The organism is Nocardia terpenica, from assembly GCF_013186535.1.
GTDB classification, from domain to species: Bacteria; Actinomycetota; Actinomycetes; order Mycobacteriales; family Mycobacteriaceae; genus Nocardia; species Nocardia terpenica.
On the sequence record NZ_JABMCZ010000005.1, the window covers coordinates 335,864 to 351,071 of the forward strand.

The 15,208-nt window shown below is 70.3% G+C and carries 18 protein-coding genes; 10 read left to right on the plus strand and 8 right to left on the minus strand.

Annotated elements, in window-relative coordinates:
• Positions 1–72: 72 nt before the first annotated feature.
• The 3 genes from HPY32_RS37400 to HPY32_RS37410 are packed head-to-tail and all read left to right on the plus strand — an operon-like array spanning position 73 to position 2,751.
• On the plus strand, positions 73–939 hold the full coding sequence (locus HPY32_RS37400; protein ID WP_067588490.1) for an ABC transporter permease: 867 nt from the start codon (positions 73–75) through the stop codon (positions 937–939).
• Positions 936–1,988 (plus strand): taurine ABC transporter substrate-binding protein, encoded by a 1,053-nt coding sequence (locus HPY32_RS37405; RefSeq protein ID WP_067588488.1) that lies wholly within the window; start codon positions 936–938, stop codon positions 1,986–1,988. The genes HPY32_RS37400 and HPY32_RS37405 overlap by 4 nt, the downstream gene beginning before the upstream one ends.
• Complete coding sequence (locus tag HPY32_RS37410; RefSeq protein ID WP_067588486.1) at positions 1,972–2,751, plus strand: ABC transporter ATP-binding protein; 780 nt, start codon at positions 1,972–1,974, stop codon at positions 2,749–2,751. Before HPY32_RS37405 ends, HPY32_RS37410 begins: the two co-directional genes overlap by 17 nt.
• Positions 2,752–2,796: 45 nt before the next feature.
• On the opposite strand, the gene HPY32_RS37415 is transcribed toward HPY32_RS37410, so the two are convergent.
• Genes HPY32_RS37415 through HPY32_RS37425 form a run of 3 tightly spaced genes read right to left on the minus strand, consistent with a single transcriptional unit; the run spans position 2,797 to position 5,110 of the window.
• Positions 2,797–3,405 carry a TenA family protein gene (locus tag HPY32_RS37415; RefSeq protein ID WP_067595847.1) on the minus strand — a complete coding sequence of 203 codons (609 nt, stop codon included), beginning with the start codon at positions 3,403–3,405 and terminating at the stop codon, positions 2,797–2,799.
• An 8-nt stretch (positions 3,406–3,413) separates the two neighbouring features.
• The gene (locus HPY32_RS37420; protein WP_067588484.1) at positions 3,414–4,679 is read right to left on the minus strand and encodes an SPFH domain-containing protein; all 1,266 of its coding nucleotides are present in this window, start codon (positions 4,677–4,679) and stop codon (positions 3,414–3,416) included.
• Positions 4,679–5,110, minus strand: a complete 432-nt coding sequence (locus tag HPY32_RS37425; protein ID WP_067595846.1) for an NfeD family protein — start codon at positions 5,108–5,110, stop codon at positions 4,679–4,681. The genes HPY32_RS37420 and HPY32_RS37425 overlap by 1 nt, the downstream gene beginning before the upstream one ends.
• 118 nt (positions 5,111–5,228) lie before the next feature.
• Here HPY32_RS37425 and HPY32_RS37430 point away from each other — a divergent pair, with 118 nt between their 5' ends.
• Positions 5,229–6,050, plus strand: a complete 822-nt coding sequence (locus tag HPY32_RS37430; RefSeq protein ID WP_067588482.1) for a DUF3097 domain-containing protein — start codon at positions 5,229–5,231, stop codon at positions 6,048–6,050.
• A gap of 34 nt (positions 6,051–6,084) precedes the next feature.
• On the opposite strand, the gene HPY32_RS37435 is transcribed toward HPY32_RS37430, so the two are convergent.
• Both HPY32_RS37435 and HPY32_RS37440 read right to left on the minus strand, forming a co-directional pair.
• On the minus strand, positions 6,085–6,459 hold the full coding sequence (locus tag HPY32_RS37435) for a VOC family protein (RefSeq protein ID WP_067588479.1): 375 nt from the start codon (positions 6,457–6,459) through the stop codon (positions 6,085–6,087).
• Positions 6,460–6,552: 93 nt separating this feature from the next.
• Complete coding sequence (locus HPY32_RS37440) at positions 6,553–7,254, minus strand: helix-turn-helix transcriptional regulator (protein ID WP_067588476.1); 702 nt, start codon at positions 7,252–7,254, stop codon at positions 6,553–6,555.
• A 122-nt stretch (positions 7,255–7,376) separates the two neighbouring features.
• On the opposite strand from HPY32_RS37440, the gene HPY32_RS37445 reads away from it, so the two are divergent.
• The 4 genes from HPY32_RS37445 to HPY32_RS37460 all read left to right on the plus strand — a co-directional run bounded on the left by HPY32_RS37445 (position 7,377) and on the right by HPY32_RS37460 (position 11,275).
• Entirely contained in the window at positions 7,377–8,189 is an 813-nt protein-coding gene (locus HPY32_RS37445) for an Rv1486c family protein (RefSeq protein WP_067588475.1), read from the plus strand.
• Between the two features lie 95 nt (positions 8,190–8,284).
• Positions 8,285–9,031 (plus strand): S1 family peptidase, encoded by a 747-nt coding sequence (locus HPY32_RS37450; protein ID WP_067588470.1) that lies wholly within the window; start codon positions 8,285–8,287, stop codon positions 9,029–9,031.
• 14 nt (positions 9,032–9,045) lie between these two features.
• Positions 9,046–9,807: a 2-phosphosulfolactate phosphatase gene (locus HPY32_RS37455; RefSeq protein WP_067588468.1), complete on the plus strand. Its 762-nt coding sequence runs from the start codon at positions 9,046–9,048 to the stop codon at positions 9,805–9,807.
• Complete coding sequence (locus HPY32_RS37460) at positions 9,797–11,275, plus strand: dolichyl-phosphate-mannose--protein mannosyltransferase (protein WP_067588466.1); 1,479 nt, start codon at positions 9,797–9,799, stop codon at positions 11,273–11,275. The genes HPY32_RS37455 and HPY32_RS37460 overlap by 11 nt, the downstream gene beginning before the upstream one ends.
• Here the strand turns inward: HPY32_RS37460 and HPY32_RS37465 are convergent.
• Entirely contained in the window at positions 11,262–12,026 is a 765-nt protein-coding gene (locus tag HPY32_RS37465; RefSeq protein ID WP_067588463.1) for an AraC family transcriptional regulator, read from the minus strand. The genes HPY32_RS37460 and HPY32_RS37465 overlap by 14 nt on opposite strands.
• Before the next feature lie 94 nt (positions 12,027–12,120).
• Between HPY32_RS37465 and HPY32_RS37470 the strand changes: the two genes are divergently transcribed.
• Positions 12,121–12,933: a sulfite exporter TauE/SafE family protein gene (locus HPY32_RS37470; RefSeq protein ID WP_067595845.1), complete on the plus strand. Its 813-nt coding sequence runs from the start codon at positions 12,121–12,123 to the stop codon at positions 12,931–12,933.
• Here the strand turns inward: HPY32_RS37470 and HPY32_RS37475 are convergent.
• Both HPY32_RS37475 and HPY32_RS37480 read right to left on the minus strand, forming a co-directional pair.
• Entirely contained in the window at positions 12,832–13,506 is a 675-nt protein-coding gene (locus tag HPY32_RS37475) for a carboxymuconolactone decarboxylase family protein (protein ID WP_067588462.1), read from the minus strand. The genes HPY32_RS37470 and HPY32_RS37475 overlap by 102 nt on opposite strands.
• Positions 13,503–14,453, minus strand: a complete 951-nt coding sequence (locus HPY32_RS37480) for an MBL fold metallo-hydrolase (protein WP_067588461.1) — start codon at positions 14,451–14,453, stop codon at positions 13,503–13,505. The genes HPY32_RS37475 and HPY32_RS37480 overlap by 4 nt, the downstream gene beginning before the upstream one ends.
• A gap of 67 nt (positions 14,454–14,520) precedes the next feature.
• On the opposite strand from HPY32_RS37480, the gene HPY32_RS37485 reads away from it, so the two are divergent.
• A complete protein-coding gene (locus HPY32_RS37485; protein WP_067588460.1) occupies positions 14,521–15,135 on the plus strand; it encodes a TetR/AcrR family transcriptional regulator in 615 nt (204 codons plus the stop codon).
• Positions 15,136–15,208 lie beyond the last annotated feature (73 nt).

Sequence of the window (15,208 nt, forward strand, 5' to 3'; positions counted from 1 at the left end):
GTATTGATCGAATTCGAATCCCGGCGATCGCATCTCTTCCCGTCACCCGGACCCGGCGGTTGAATCGGGCAAATGTCATCGACCCACTGGCCGCTGCCAGCCGACGGCGCCGGCAGTGTCGTCGACGAGCGCGCCCCCGCCGCGCCCCGTTTCCGCGTGCGCGGAACTCGAATCCTGTTGCCGCTGCTGTCGGTTGTCGTCTTTGTCGCCCTGTGGCAGCTCGCCGCGTCCAGCGGTCTGTGGAACGAGACCTTCGTGCCGCATCCGATGGCGGTGTGGCGGGCGGCCGTCGACCTGTCCACCACCCACGACGGGGTCCGCGGCTATCAGGACTATCTGCTGTGGGAGCACCTGTACATGACATTGCGCCGGGTCCTGGCCGGGATCGTGATCGGCGTGACCGCGGGCGTGGCGCTCGGTGTGGCGATGGGGACGATCGGCTGGTTGCGCAGCATCCTCGAGCCGTGGCTGACGTTTCTGCGCACGCTGCCGCCGCTGGCGTATTTCTTCCTGCTGGTGATCTGGCTCGGGATCGACGAGGCGCCCAAGATCAGCCTGCTGGCGCTCGCGGCGCTGCCCGCCGCGGCCATCGCCACCACCACCGCGGTCATGGCCGCGCCGGTCACCCTGATCGAGGCCGCCCGCGCGCTGGGAGCCTCACGCGCACAGGTGATTCGGGATGTGATCGTGCCCGCCGCGCTGCCGGAGACGTTCACCGGAATCCGGCTGGCGGTCGGCATGGCGTACTCGTCGGTGGTCGCGGCGGAGCTGTTCAACGGGATGCCGGGGATCGGCGGCGTGGTGAAGGACGCCAGCAACTACAACAACACGCCCGTGGTGCTGGTCGGCATCGCGACGATCGGCATCTCCGGTCTGGTGATCGATGGTCTGCTGCGCGCGGTGGAGCGGCGCGCGGTGCCGTGGAGAGGAAAGCTATGAGATACCGGTCGTTGTCACCGGCCCGCGCGCTGCGGTGGGCGGCGGCGCTGGCGGCGGGCGCGCTGCTCGTGGCGGGCTGCGCCATCGATCGTTCGGGGGCCGCGTCCGGCAGGCCCACCATTCGCCTTGCGTACCAGACGTTTCCGAGCGGCGATCTGATCGTCAAGCACAATCGGTGGCTGGAGAACGCGCTGCCCGGCTACAACATCCGGTGGACCAAGTTCGACTCCGGCGCGGATGTGAACACGGCCTTCCTCGCCCGGCAGATCGATATCGGCGCGATCGGGTCCAGCCCGGTGGCGCGCGGATTGTCCGCCCCGCTGCACATTCCGTATCAGGTCGCGTTCGTGCTGGACGTGGCGGGCGACAACGAGGCACTGGTGGCGCGCGACGGCTCCGGCGTCCAGACGATCGCGGACCTGCGCGGCAAGCGGATCGGGACGGCGTTCGCGTCGACCGCGCACTACAGCCTGCTCGCCGCGCTGCGGCAGAACGGGTTGAGCGCAGGCGACGTCAAGCTGGTGGATCTGCAACCGCAGACCTCGCTGGCCGCCTGGGAGCGCGGCGATATCGACGCGGTCTACACCTGGCTGCCCACGCTCGACCAGTTGCGCAAGACGGGGAAGGATCTGATCACCAGCCGCCGGCTGGCGACCGCGGGCAAACCGACGCTCGATCTCGGCGTGGTGGCAACGGAATTCGCGCGGACGCACCCGGACGTGATCGAGGCCTGGCGCACCGCCGAGGTGCGGGCGCTGCGCACGATCCACGACCACCCCGACGAGGCGAGCCGGGCGGTCGCCGCCGAGATCGGTATCGGAACCGACGACGCGGCCCGGCAGTTGCGGCAGGGCGTATTCCTCACCAGGGACCAGCTCGTCTCCCCCGCATGGCTCGGAACCGACGGCGCCGCAGGCGATGTCGCGGTGAGCCTGCACAGCGCGGCCGAATTCCTGGCCGACCAGAAGCAGATCGATGCGGCGCCGCCGGAGCAGACGTTCCGGGATGCCGTGTATGTCAAAGGATTGCCGAATGGGCTCGACGGATAAGGGCGGCATCAGGATTCGCCGGGTATCGCACCGCTACGGGCGCGGCGGCGACGCCGTCACCGCGCTCGGCCCGGTGGATCTCGAGGTGCCCGCGGGCGAATTCCTGGTCCTGGTGGGCGCTTCCGGATGCGGGAAGAGCACGCTGCTGCGGCTCATCGCCGGATTCGAGGCGGCCACCGAAGGGGAGATCGAGATCTCCGGCGCGGCACCGGTTCCCGGTGGCAGCGCGGGAATGGTGTTTCAGCAGCCCCGGCTGTTCCCGTGGAAGACGGTGGGCGGCAATATCGACGTGGCGCTGAAATACGCTGGCGTGCCGCGGGATCGGCGGGCGCAGCGGCGCGAGGAACTCCTGCACCGGGTGGGTCTGGACGGCACCGCCGATCGCCGGATCTGGGAGATCTCCGGCGGGCAGCAGCAGCGCGTCGCCATTGCCCGCGCGCTGGCGGCGCGGAACTCGCTGCTGCTGCTGGACGAGCCGTTCGCCGCGCTGGACGCGCTCACCCGCGAGCGGTTGCAGGACGATCTGCGCCGGGTCAGCGCGGAGGCCGACCGCACCAGCGTGTTCGTCACGCACAGCGCGGACGAGGCGGCCCTGCTCGGCTCCCGCGTGGTGGTCCTGACCAAGCGGCCCGGCCGCGTCGCGCTGGATCTCCCCGTCGAACTGCCGCGCACCGGCGTCGATCCCGACGATCTGCGAGCATCGTCGGAATTCCTCGCGTTGCGGCGTGAGATCGGCCGGGCGGTGAAGTCGGCGGCGGCCTGAGCCCGAATTCCCGTCGACCGCACGACGATCCCACCAGGGCGAAGCTCAGTTCGGGACGTCCCAGAAGGCCAGCTCGTGGCGCATGCCCTCCAGGAACAGTCGCTCGGCCCGGCCGGGGTCGGTGGTGGCCTCGTCGAGCATCTGGGCGCAGCGGCGGGTCAGGGCGGCGAACCCGGGATCGGCGTAGGTCTGCACCCAGCGGCGATAGCGCGGCTCCGCGGGCATGGTCTCGGCCAGGATGGCGCCGAGGGTGGAGTAGCCCCACATGCACGGGTACAGGGCCGCCAGGCCGTCGGCGTAGGCGGCGGCCGAGTCGAGCAGGAAGCTCGTATACGCCACGCACGGTTCGCCTTTCACCGCGCCGTCGAGGTCGGCCCCGAACTCGGCGGCCAGCGATCGGTGCAGCGACAATTCGTCGTGCAAGGTGGCGTGCGCCAGATCCACCAGATCGCCCAGGTGTGCCGCGGGCGCCTGCCAGGCCAGGCGGGTGAAGACGCGGACGTAGTCGAGCAGGAACAGGTAGTCCTGTTCCAGCCAGGACCGAAACACCGGTTCCGCCAGGTCACCTCGGGCGATCCCGGCCACCGTCGGATGCGCGAGCTGCCGCTCGACCCACGGGCGACCCACGTCCTCGAGATGCGCCGAAAACGTCATGCCGCCCGTCAACGGCCCGGGAACTCCGGTGGCCGCCACGGCCTGCCCTCGACCTCGCTCGAACGCTGGGGCGGTTGCTGGTAGTTCTGCTGCGGCGGTTGCTGATAGGGCTGCGGCTGCGCCGGATTCGGAACACCGCCGCCGAGCGCCGGATTGCGCACCGGCGCGGTGAGCGGCGATTCGACCGGCGTGGCCGCGGCGGCCTCGGCGGCCCGCACCGCGCGCTCGGCGGCCGGGTCGGTCTTGATGTCGAACCAGTCGGCGACCTCGTCGGAGTCGTCCTCCGGGCGCGGCGCGCCCTCGCCGTCGTCGGAGGGCTCGTACCGGAATACGCCGTCCTCGCCCTGGGTGCCGAAGTTGCGGGCGAAACCCTCGAGCGCCTTGCCGAAATCGCTGGGCACCATCCACACCTTGTTGGCGTCGCCCTTGGCGACCTGCGGCAGCGTCTGCATGTACTGGTAGGCCAGCAGTTCCGGCGTGGGCTTGCCGGACTTGATGGCGGCGAACACCTTTTCGATCGCCTTCGCCTGGCCCTGCGCCTGCAGGTAGGAGGCGGCGCGTTCACCCTGGGCGCGCAGGATGCGGCTCTGCCGTTCACCTTCCGCGGACAGGATCGCCGACTGCTTGGAGCCCTCGGCCGCGAGGATCTGCGCCTGCTTGGCGCCCTCGGCGGTCTTGATCTGCGCCTCGCGATTACCTTCGGCGGTGAGGATCATGGCCCGCTTCTCGCGGTCGGCCTTCATCTGCTTCTCCATCGATTCCTGGATCGACGGCGGCGGATCGATGGCCTTGAGCTCGACTCGCGACACGCGCAGGCCCCAGCGGCCGGTGGCCTCGTCGAGGACGCCGCGCAGCTGGGAGTTGATCTGGTCGCGCGAGGTCAGCGTCTCCTCCAGGGTCATGCCGCCGACCACGTTGCGCAGCGTGGTGATGGTCAGCTGCTCGACCGCGGCGATGTAGTTGCTGATCTCGTACACGGCGGCCTGCGGGCTGGTGACCTGGAAGTACACCACCGAGTCGATCTGCACGGTCAGGTTGTCCTGCGTGATCACCGGCTGCGGCGGGAAGGACACCACCCGCTCGCGTAAGTCCACCTTGGCGCGGACTCTGTCGGCGAACGGCACCAGGAAGGTGAGCTGTCCGGACACGGTGCGCGAGTACCGGCCCAGGCGCTCGATGACCGCGGCCTCGGCCTGCGGCACCAGCGCAATAGATTTGAACACCACCACCGCGACCAACAGGACGAGGACAACGGCGACTATCAGTACAGCCATCACGGCCCCTTCCACACGACGGCGTGCGCGCCGTCGATCTTCATGACGTAGACGGTCTCACCCTCGGCGTACTCTTCGGACGGATCGAACGACCGCGCGCTCCACACCTCGCCGTCGATCTTCACCCTGCCGGTGTCCTCGTTGACGGTCTCGAGCACCTTCGCGGTCTTACCGGGCAGGGCGTGCACGTTCGTGGCCGTCGGCGGCGGAACGGCGAAGCGCCGCAACAGCATCGGCCGGATCAGGAACAGCAGCGCCAGCGCCGAGATGCCGAAGACGATGGCATCGACGACCAGCGAGGTGTGCGCCACCCCGGCCACGCCCGCCGTCACCAGGGCGGCCCCGCCGAGCATGAGCAGCGTGAAGTCGCCGGTGAGCATTTCGGCTGCGGCGAGCAGAACCCCCGCGACCAGCCATAGGATTGCGGCCACCACCTCACCGTACCCGCTGTGTCCGGTTTTCGTGCCGGGTGTTGCCGTCGTGTTGCGCGCGTCGCCGGGCCGTGTCGCGACCGGTGGGAAACCCGGGCCGCCAGGTATTTTCGTCCGGGTGAGTACGCGGGACTACGGGGATATATTTTCGGGGCATAGCAGGAAGCAGAAGCGCGCGATACCGCAGGTGGTGGCGGAGCGGGAGGTGGTGGCCGAGGACGCCGCGAGCGGATTCTGCGGCGCGGTGGTCGGTTTCGAGCGCACCTACGACGGCGATTTCGTGAAGCTCGAGGACCGGCACGGCGCGGTGCGGCTGTTCGCGCTGCGGGAGGCGGCCTTTCTCATCGACGGGCAGCCGGTCACCCTGGTCCGGCCGACGGTCACCGCGCCCGCCGAGCCGACCCGCTCGGCATCCGGCTCGACGCGGGTGCAGGGGCTGCGGGCCCGGGTGGCGCGGGCCAGCCGCATCTGGGTGGAGGGCGTGCACGACGCGGCCCTGGTCGAGCGGGTGTGGGGGCACGACCTGCGGGTGGAAGGGGTGGTCGTGGAACATCTCGAGGGCCTGGACAATCTGGCCGAGCGGCTCACCGACTTCGGCCCCGGACCCGGCCGCCGGGTGGGCGTTCTCGTCGACCACCTGGTGACCGGGTCCAAGGAGACCTCGCTGACCACCGGCCTGGGCCCGCACGTGCTGGTCACCGGTCATCCCTATATCGATGTCTGGCAGGCCGTGCGCCCGGACGCGGTCGGCATCCGGGCCTGGCCCGAGGTCCCGCGCGGCGAGGACTGGAAGATTGGCGTGTGCCGACGGCTGGGCTGGGGCACACCCCAGGACGGCTGGCGGCGCGTCTACAACGCCGTCGACTCCTTCCGCGACCTGGAGTCCCCCCTGATCGGCGCGATGGAACGCCTCATCGACTTCGTCACCGAACCGGACTGATCACCGAACCCGCACGGACACAATCGTTTCCGATTCACCGCGCCGGGGGCGTGAACACGACGAACCGGTTGCCGTCGGTGTCGAGCAGTTCGGCCGACTCCAGCCCGCTCGGCACGGTGGCGGGCGCGACCAGCACCTTGCCGCCGAGCTCGGTGGCGCGGGTGCAGACCGCCGCCACATCGCGCACCAGCACCGCGAAGGTGGCGTACGCCGTGTCGGCGTCGTCGACCGCGGTGATGCCGCCGGTGGGGGCCTGCGCGTCGCGGGCGGTGAGCAGCCGGTAGCTCGCGCCGCTGGTGGGGTCGTGGCGGGCGGTCCAGCCGAACAGCTCGCCGTAGAAACGTTGCGCCGCATCGGGATCGGGGCTGCCGATCTGGAACCAGGCGACGGTGTCGTACTCGGGGGTCATGCTGTCTCCTTCGGTCGCGACGGCCCGTGTGGCCGTGCGACAACCAGAGTCGGACCCCCTGGCGACAACCCTGTGTCGGTGTTTTCCGATCGGTCAGAACTCGACCGTGCGGACGACCCGCTCGGGCGGCACCTCACCCGTCATGGGCCGCGGGGGCCGGGCGGCAATGGATTCGGCCAGTGCGGCGGCGGTGATCCGGTCCAGGCGGAAGACGCGCGATCCGTCCCGCAGCCGACACCACCCGATCAGGTACCAGCCGTCGCTGCCGCACATCAGCATGGTCGGCTCGACCGCGCGGTCGGTGACCGCACCGGCGCGGTCGATATACGACATGTCGATCACGCGCCGCTGCTGCACGGCCTGGCACACCAGCGCCGCGAACGGGGCGGGCGGCGGTTCCTCGATCGACTCGATGACCCCGATCATGCGGGCCAGATCCCGCGCGGCGTCGGCGGATTCGTCGGACATGGCGGTGACGATCTTGGTCAGCGCCGACGCTCCGGCGGTGTCGAACGGGGTGCCGCGCATGCGCCGCAGCGCGACGCCGACGGCGACCGCCTCGGCCGGGGAGAAGTTCAGCGGCGGCAGCGACATCCGCTTGTCGAGGGTATAGCCGCCGGTGCGGCCGACATCGGCGTAGATGGGCACCCCGGACTGCTGTAGTGCCGCGATATCGCGCTCGATGGTGCGGACGCTGACCTCGTAGCGGGCCGCGAGCTCGCGTGCGGTGCGCCGCCGCGGCGCGACCGCTCGCAGCTCCTCGACCAGCGCGTACAGCCGGTCCGTCCGGTTCATGCCCGCCCCTTCCCGCCCGCGATGACGGCAGCGTAACCGGGGGTACCGACAGGCAGGGGGACCGACATCACAGTCGCTCGCGTCGACGGGTCGGCAGGCAATGGCCCAGTTATGCTCGAAACATGTGTTCCCCCAGCGCCACGCTGACGGTGTGGGCCGGCTCCTGGCTGGCCGGCCGCAGCGCACCCGACGACGTTCTGGACGCCCTGCGGGCGTGGGCGCCGCGACAGAGCGTCGCGGCCGGCGATCCGGTCACCGGTGGACACACCGGGCTGCCCTGGCCGAGTGCCGAGCCGATCGACGGCGGCTCGGGAATCATGGTGCTGCTCAAGGTCGTTCGCGAGAGTCTGGCCGCTCCCCGGGCGCAGCTGCGGCTGGTGCTGCCGGTGCCGGGCGATGCCCGCGGGCTGCCGCCGGCCACCGAATTCGCCGCCGCCGCAATGGATGCCGAGGAGGGCATCCTCGTCGGGGTGCCGGGCGCGGAGGGCACCGGCCTGGTGCCGCAGTGGGTCGACGAGGACACCTTGCAGTGGACCGTCTACCACACCCCGATCCCGACCCCGGTGCCCGATATGGCGCTCGGCGAGGCCGAATACGCCATGCGCGAGGCCATCCGCGACGCCGCCGACGCGCTCATGCGCCTGCAGACCACCGGCATCGGCACCGGCGACGACGATCCGCGCGAGCTGGTGGAGGCCGAACTGGCCGACTACTCCCGCCACATCTACCCCGATTCGGCCCCGCTGCGCGCCCGCCGAATCCTCGACTCCGCCGACTACGTGGCCGCGATCCTCACCGTCGCGCAGCAGAGCCCGGCCTCCTCCCCCGCCTCGGCCAGCGCCCTGCAGGCCCAGGAAACCCTGCTGCGCCCGCTGTGGGACGCCTTGCGCGCGGCCCGTCTGGCGGCCGTCCACGCCGCCGCCGGGACGCGCTGACGTTTTCGCCGGGTTCCGCCGTAGCCGGGCGGTCGGGCGATTCGTTTGGTTCAATGGTTCGGTCGTTGATCATTTCGGTTTCGAGGCGGCGGGGTATGTCTTTTTCTCGGCGTGGTGCCGCGGTTGCGGCGGTCGTTCTGTTCGGTGGGGGCGTGGCCGCTCCGGCGCAGGCCGTCGTCGGCGGGACCGATGCTCCGGCGTCGGGGTATCCGTGGCTGGCGGCGGTCGGGTCGCCCGCATTCCCGGTGCGGCCGCAGGGTCAGTTCTGCGGGGGCGTGTTGATCGCCCCGGATCGGGTGCTCACCGCGGCGCACTGCGCCGCGCCGGGGCTGCCGCTGCCGAGGGCGCTGACCGTCACGTTCGGGCGGTCGGATATGAACGACTCCGGTGGAACGACGGTGGGGGTGAACGCGATTCGCGTGCATCCGGGTTTCCGGGTGTCGCTGTTCGACGGGGATCTCACCTACCATCATGATGTCGCCGTGCTCACCCTCGACCGGCCGATGGCGCTGCCGACCGTGGAGATCGCTGCCCCACACGGAGATTCGGGCACGGTCGTGGGATGGGGCGCGAGCTCCGACGCCGACGACTCCAATACCCGCCTGCACTCGGCCACGGTCCCGCTGGTCGGCGATACTGCCTGCGCGACCGCCTACGGGGCGGAGTTCGATCCGGGCGAGGCGTTCTGCGCCGGGTCCGACACCGCCGATACCGGCCAATACGACAGCGGCGGACCGCTTCTCGTCGACGGCAAGGTCGCCGGTATCACCTCGTGGGGCAAAGGCGCTGCCCAACCGGGATATCCGGGGGTCTACGCCCGCATCCCGGCACTGGATTTCTGAATCGCACCGCTGCCGTGACCGATCGGGAGTGGGCGACACAGCGGCCGTGGGGCGTGCGCGTCGACTGGGGACGAGCCGGGGCGCGGGCCCTGGGGCCGGGCAGCGCCTGCGTGGTGGTGGTCGATGTGCTGTCGTTCACCACGGCCGTGAGCGTCGCCATCGAGCGTGGGACACAGGTGATTCCGTATCCGTGGCGCGACGATTCGGCCGCCGCGTTCGCCGCGAACCGGGAGGCACGGCTGGCGGTGGGTCGGCACGCGGTGAGCGCGGAGCAGCCGTGGTCGCTCTCACCGGCCGCCCTGCGCAAAGCCCCCGCGCCACGGCGGCTGGTGCTGCCGTCGCCGAACGGATCGTCCATTGCCGCAGCGGTTTCCGCAGTGCCGGTGATCGCGGCATGCCTGCGCAACGCGACCGCGGTCGGGCGGTGGATTCGCGGGCAGGGCTGGGGAACGGCCGAGAAGCCGGTGTCGGTGATCGCGGCGGGCGAGCACTGGGGCGACGGATCGCTGCGGCCCACGCTGGAGGACTGGCTCGGGGCGGGTGCGGTGGTGTCCGCGCTGGCCGCGTACGGGGCCGGGCCGTTGTCGCCGGAAGCCCTGGTGGCCAAGGGTTCTCACGACGGAGCCGGTGCGGTCGCGGCAGTGGTCGCGCGGTGCGCGTCGGGATGTGAGCTGGCCGCCCTGGGATTCGGGGACGACGTCCGGATCGCGGTCGAGATCGACGAAAGCCGCGTGGTGCCGGTGCTTTCCGAGGGCGCGTTCGCCGATGCCACCTGATCAGGACACCGTGCGCGGCTGGTGGGCCACCCTCGTCCTCACCGCGATCGCGGCGATCACCCGGTTCTGGGATCTCGGGCACCCCACCGACGGCGGCACACCGGTCTTCGACGAGAAGTACTATTCCGCGCAGGCGTGGGAGATGCTCACCAACGGAATGGGTATCGAGGACGACCAGGCCTTCGCGGTGGTGGTGCATCCGCCGGTCGGCAAGCTCATGATCGCGGCGGGCGAGGCGCTGTTCGGATTCGGGCCGTGGGGTTGGCGATTCTCGGCGGCGGTGGCCGGAACGGTACTGGTGCTGCTGGTGATTCGGATCGTGCGCCGCCTGGCCCGCTCCACCATGATCGGCGCGATCGCCGGAATCCTCATGATCGCCGACGGTGTCAGTTTCGTGCAGTCCCGCATCGGCATGCTGGACATCTTCCTGGCGCTGTTCGTCACCGCCGCGTTCGGCTGTCTCATGGTGGACCGCGACCAGGTGCGGTCGCGAATGGCGGCGGCCGCGGCGGCGGGGCGAACGACGCTGAGCCCCTTCGGACCTCGGCTCGGCGTGCGCTGGTGGCGATTCGGTGCGGGCCTGCTGCTCGGACTGGCCTGCGGCACCAAATGGTCCGGCATGTATTTCCTGATCGTCTTCCTGGCCATGTCGCTGGCCTTCGATGCGGTCGCCCGGCGCGCCCACGGTGTGCGGCGGCCGTGGCTGGGCGCGATCGTCCGCGACCTGATTCCGTCGGGAGTCGCGCTGGGAGTGGTCGCGCTCGCGGTGTATCTGGCCTCCTACGGAGGCTGGTTCGCGAGCGAGACCGGTATCGAGCGGTACGAGGTCGGCAATGGCGTGGGTCGCGGCGGCTTCTTCTCCTTCGTCCCGGACGCGCTGCGCTCGCTCTGGTTCAATCAGGCGTCGATCCTGAATTTCCATGTGCACCTGACCAATTCGGCGGGCTACCACCACCAGTGGGAATCCAAGCCGTGGAGCTGGCCCATGGGCCTGCGGCCGATGCTGTACTACTTCGCCCAACCGGGCGAGGCCACCGGGTGCGGGCAGCCGTCGTGCGTGCACGCGGTCATGCTGGTGGGCACCCCGGCCATCTGGTGGCTCGCCATTCCCGTTCTGGGCTGGGCGATCTGGCGCGCGATCACCCGCCGCGACTGGCGCTACTCCGCGGTGCTCACCGCCTACGGCGCGGCCTGGCTGCCCTGGTTCGCGGCCCTGGACCGGCAGATGTATTTCTTCTACGCCACCGCCATGGCCCCATTCCTGATCATGCTGCTCGCCCTCGCCCTCGGCGAAATCCTCGGCCGGGCAACCGAACCGAGCGAACACCGCACCGTCGCCCGCCTCCTGGTCTGCCTCTACCTGGGCCTGGTCGTCGCCGATTTCGCCTGGCTCTACCCCATTCTCACCGGCCTGCCCGTCACCCCGGCCACCTGGTCCTACGAACTCTGGCTGCCTAGTTGGCAATGAACGAGCTCGGCGTGCGGCCGAGTTGGGTGCGGAACATGGCGGTGAAGGCGGCCGGGGTGTCGTAGCCGAGGGCCGCGGCGACCTGGGTGACACCGCGTCCGGCGGACAGCAGGCGGACGGCGTGCAGCAGGCAGGCGCGGCGACGCCACTGCTGGAAGGTCAGACCGGTCTGCCGCTGGAACAGGCGGGTGAAGGTACGCGGGGCGATGCCGAGGTCGGCGGCCCACGCGGCGGGCAGCGAGCGGATGGTCGGGGCGGACTGGAATTCCTCGCAGCGGCGGCGCAGGCCCGGGTGCGCCGGTAACGGGAGGTCGAACGGGAGCGGGGTCAGGGTGCGGATCTCGTAGAGGATGAGATCCACCAGGGCGCCGTCGCGGCCGTGCCGATCGTATTCGGGCGGCAGGTCGACGGCCGCGATCAGCAGCTCGCGCAGCAGCGGCGACACCGCCACCACCCGGCAGCGATCCGGGTACCACGGCACCGCCGACGGCTCCAGATACAGGCTGCAGGTGCTGACCTCGTCCATCAGCACCCGGTGCTCGACGCCGGGCGGAATCAGCACCGCGCGCCGCGGCGGCACCGTCCAGCTGCCGTGCACGGTCTCGACCCGCATGAGACCGGTTGCGCCGTACAGGAATTGCGCCCGCCGATGCCGATGGGCGGGCAGCAGGTGTCCCGGCGGGTAGTCCATGCGGATCGACAGCACGGGGCGGTCGATCCCCTCGACCTCGCTGATCGGCACATTGCGCACCGCCCCACGCTACCCGACCCGATGGCGCGATCTCGATGGTGTCAGGCGCATTGTCGATTGTGCGCCAAGATCGTCTCCGCCTAGCGTGACCTGCATGTTCTCCTCCCTGGCGATCCTGTTCGGATTCGGTTGCCTCACCGGCGTGACCACGGTGCTGTTCGGCTTCGGCGGCGGATTCCTCACCGTGCCCGCCGTTTTCGCCGTGCTGGCGGCCACCGACGGCGCCGACGCCATGCACACCGCCGTGGCCACCTCGACGGCTGTCATGGTCGTGAACGCGCTGTCGGCGACGGTGACCCAGGCCCGCGCGGGACGGCTGCGCCGGGAGTACGTGTTCCCGCTCGCGATCTTCGTCGGGATCGGGGCGTTCCTCGGCGCGGTGGCCGCCGGTCACGTGTCCGACACCGCGCTGCACCTGCTGTTCATCGGATACCTGGTGATCACGCTGGGCGACAATGTGATTCGCCGCGGCTTCGTCACCGGCACCGACCCGGCGGCCGCGCCGCGTCCACTCGGCCGGGCGACCTCAACCGTCGGCGGGGTCGGAATCGGCGCCGTCGCAGCCTTTCTCGGCGTCGGCGGCAGCGTCCTGACGGTGCCGCTGTTGCGCCGCAGCGGATTGCCCATGGCCGAGGCCGCCGCGCTGGCCAACCCGCTGAGCGTCCCGGTCGCCCTGGTCGGCACCCTGGCCTACGCCCTTGCCGCACCGCCGATCACGGCTCCCGGCTACCTCGGCCAGGTCGATCTGGTCGCGGCGGCGGCGCTGCTGTGCGGCTCGGTGCCGACCATCGCGCTGACCCGCCGCCTACCCCGGCGCATTCCCGATCGGGTGCACGCCCTCGGCTACCTGGGTTTCCTCGGGCTGGTCCTGATCGCCATGGTGACCATGGTCTTCGTCCGGATCTGAGCCCGCCGGGAACGGCCGGGGCTCGCGCCAGTCGTCGAGTTCCACTCGGCAGCTGGTGAGTACCGACGCCAGCATTCGGAAAGCGCCTGCCAGGCACAGTAATTCGAGTACCTGAGGCTCGCCGAAGCGGGTGGCGAGACGACGCCAGGTCGATGCATCGAGCTCCGCCCGCTCATGCAGTTCATCCGCCGCCGCGAGCAGGGCCGCCTCGTCGGCCGACCATCCGGGTGCCCGCGGCCCCCGCGCGATCCGATCGATCTCGTCGGCGGTCACCCCCGCGTCCGCGGCGAGGGCGCAGTGATGCGACCACATGTACTGCGACCGCGCGAGATACGCGATCCGCAACACCATCAGCTCCCGCTCCCGCGCCGGGATACGCCCGCCGCTGATCGAGGCGAGGAACGGCATGCTCACGGCGAAGAGCCAGTCATTGGCGGCCAGCGTCGACACCACCGCGAGGGTCGGCCGGTCCGAGAGTTCGCCCAGCACCGGGGTTTTCATCGCCTCCGCATAGGTCCGGCGCGCGGCCTCGCTCCACCGCTGCGGCGGCAGTGGCTCGATGCGCGGACTCATCGCGCGGCCCAGAGTTCGGCCATGACCGCGAACAAGTCGTTTTCGGGGATAGCCGGTCCACCCAGATCCCGGTATGCCGCACCGAGATTCAGCACGATTCGCTCGGCGTCGGCCCAGTCCGCATAGTCGGCCAGCGGGAAATCGCGGGCCGCCTCCACTACCGTCGCCCCGCGCCGCAGCGAGCGTTCGGCATGCTCGGCGACCCGCACCAGATAGTCGCGGAACCGCTCGACATACGGCTTGCCCACAATCCGGCCGTGGCCGGGCACGATGGTCCGCACATCCAGGCCGAGAATCAGATCGCAGGCGGCCACCCAGCGCTGCACCGGACCGCTGTGCACCACCGGATGCGCGTCGACGAACAGGATGTCGCCGGTGAAAAGCACCGCGTCGCCGGGCACTTCGACCAGCACATCACCGGCGGTGTGCGCGGGGCCCACCTGGATGAGACGCACCTCGGTCTCCCCCACCGCGACCGTCGTCTCCCCGGAGAAGGTAGTCGTCGGCGGGGTGGACACCACGCCGGTCAGGTCGAACACCCCCATGCGGTCGCGCGTGAACTCCGCGACCACACCATCCTCCCCGGCATTCGCGCGGACGATGAGATCGCGGTAGTGGTCCACCGACGGCGCGCGCCGCATATGGTCCGCGGTGGCGGCGCTGGCGATGATCCGGGCGTCGGGAAGCAGCTGATTGCCGAACGCGTGGTCACCATCGTCGTGGGTATTGACCACGGTGCCGATCTCGACGCCGGGCAGCTCCGCGGCGATGGTGCGCAGCATCCGCTCGGTCAGCGGCAGCGTGAACAGCGTGTCGACCAGCAGGGCCGCGCGCCCGTCGACCACCAGCCCGGCATTGGACCACCCCCAGGAGCCGTCCGGTTGCAGATACGCGTAGGTGTGCGGGCCGACCCGATGCAGACCGGCGGTGTAGGGCGGAACAGTCATGGGACTCAACCTTTCTCGCGATTACCTTTACTACAGTACATTTTTTGACTGTAGTAAAGTGCGGGATATGACACCGGATGCCCCCGATACGACGAGCGACGGCCTCGGCCACCGCGATCGCCGCCGCGCCCGCACCCGCGACCGAATCCTCGATGCCGCCCTGGAGTTGTTCGCCGCCCACGGCATGGAGGCCACCACCTTCGACCAGATCGCCGAGCTGGCCGACGTGTCCCGGCAGACGGTGTTCAACCACTTCCCCCGCAAGGACGACCTGGTCGACGCCTGGGGCGAACGCCGCCGCGGCCACCTGCGAAACCTGTTGGCCGAGGAGCACTTCCGGGCCGAATCGACCGCCGCGCAGCTCGCCGCCCAGCTCGATGTGCTGGCCGACTACAACGAACGCGAACGCGCCCTCACCCAGCGGGTCTTCACCGGATCGGCGCGCTTCGGCACGGTCGCGCACGACAGCCCGGTCGGCGAATTGTTCGCCCGGTCGGTGCGCTCGGGCATCGACCGCGGCGACATCGCGGCCCACGCCGACCCGGACCTCGCCGGGGAAATGCTGGCCGACTGCTACTTCGGCACGCTCAACCACTGGCTGCGCACCACGCCCCGGCGCGGGGAGCTGCGGCGGCGATTGCAGCGCAAGCTGGACATCCTGCTCGCCGGGCTCGCACCATGAACACAGCTTGACCGACCGGTCGGTCATAGTTACCGTTGCCGAGGTGCCGAGGTATTTCACGAGGGCGCTGGGA

Coding starts and splice junctions, on each gene's coding strand:
- HPY32_RS37475 (WP_067588462.1), bottom strand. CDS start 13,506: ATGAGTCCGCGCATCGAGCCACTGCCGCCGCAGCGGTGGAGCGAGGCC.
- HPY32_RS37420 (WP_067588484.1), bottom strand. CDS start 4,679: ATGGCTGTACTGATAGTCGCCGTTGTCCTCGTCCTGTTGGTCGCGGTG.
- HPY32_RS37450 (WP_067588470.1), top strand. CDS start 8,285: ATGTCTTTTTCTCGGCGTGGTGCCGCGGTTGCGGCGGTCGTTCTGTTC.
- HPY32_RS37445 (WP_067588475.1), top strand. CDS start 7,377: ATGTGTTCCCCCAGCGCCACGCTGACGGTGTGGGCCGGCTCCTGGCTG.
- HPY32_RS37435 (WP_067588479.1), bottom strand. CDS start 6,459: ATGACCCCCGAGTACGACACCGTCGCCTGGTTCCAGATCGGCAGCCCC.
- HPY32_RS37460 (WP_067588466.1), top strand. CDS start 9,797: ATGCCACCTGATCAGGACACCGTGCGCGGCTGGTGGGCCACCCTCGTC.
- HPY32_RS37415 (WP_067595847.1), bottom strand. CDS start 3,405: ATGACGTTTTCGGCGCATCTCGAGGACGTGGGTCGCCCGTGGGTCGAG.
- HPY32_RS37405 (WP_067588488.1), top strand. CDS start 936: ATGAGATACCGGTCGTTGTCACCGGCCCGCGCGCTGCGGTGGGCGGCG.
- HPY32_RS37440 (WP_067588476.1), bottom strand. CDS start 7,254: ATGAACCGGACGGACCGGCTGTACGCGCTGGTCGAGGAGCTGCGAGCG.
- HPY32_RS37470 (WP_067595845.1), top strand. CDS start 12,121: ATGTTCTCCTCCCTGGCGATCCTGTTCGGATTCGGTTGCCTCACCGGC.
- HPY32_RS37410 (WP_067588486.1), top strand. CDS start 1,972: ATGGGCTCGACGGATAAGGGCGGCATCAGGATTCGCCGGGTATCGCAC.
- HPY32_RS37400 (WP_067588490.1), top strand. CDS start 73: ATGTCATCGACCCACTGGCCGCTGCCAGCCGACGGCGCCGGCAGTGTC.
- HPY32_RS37485 (WP_067588460.1), top strand. CDS start 14,521: ATGACACCGGATGCCCCCGATACGACGAGCGACGGCCTCGGCCACCGC.
- HPY32_RS37480 (WP_067588461.1), bottom strand. CDS start 14,453: ATGACTGTTCCGCCCTACACCGCCGGTCTGCATCGGGTCGGCCCGCAC.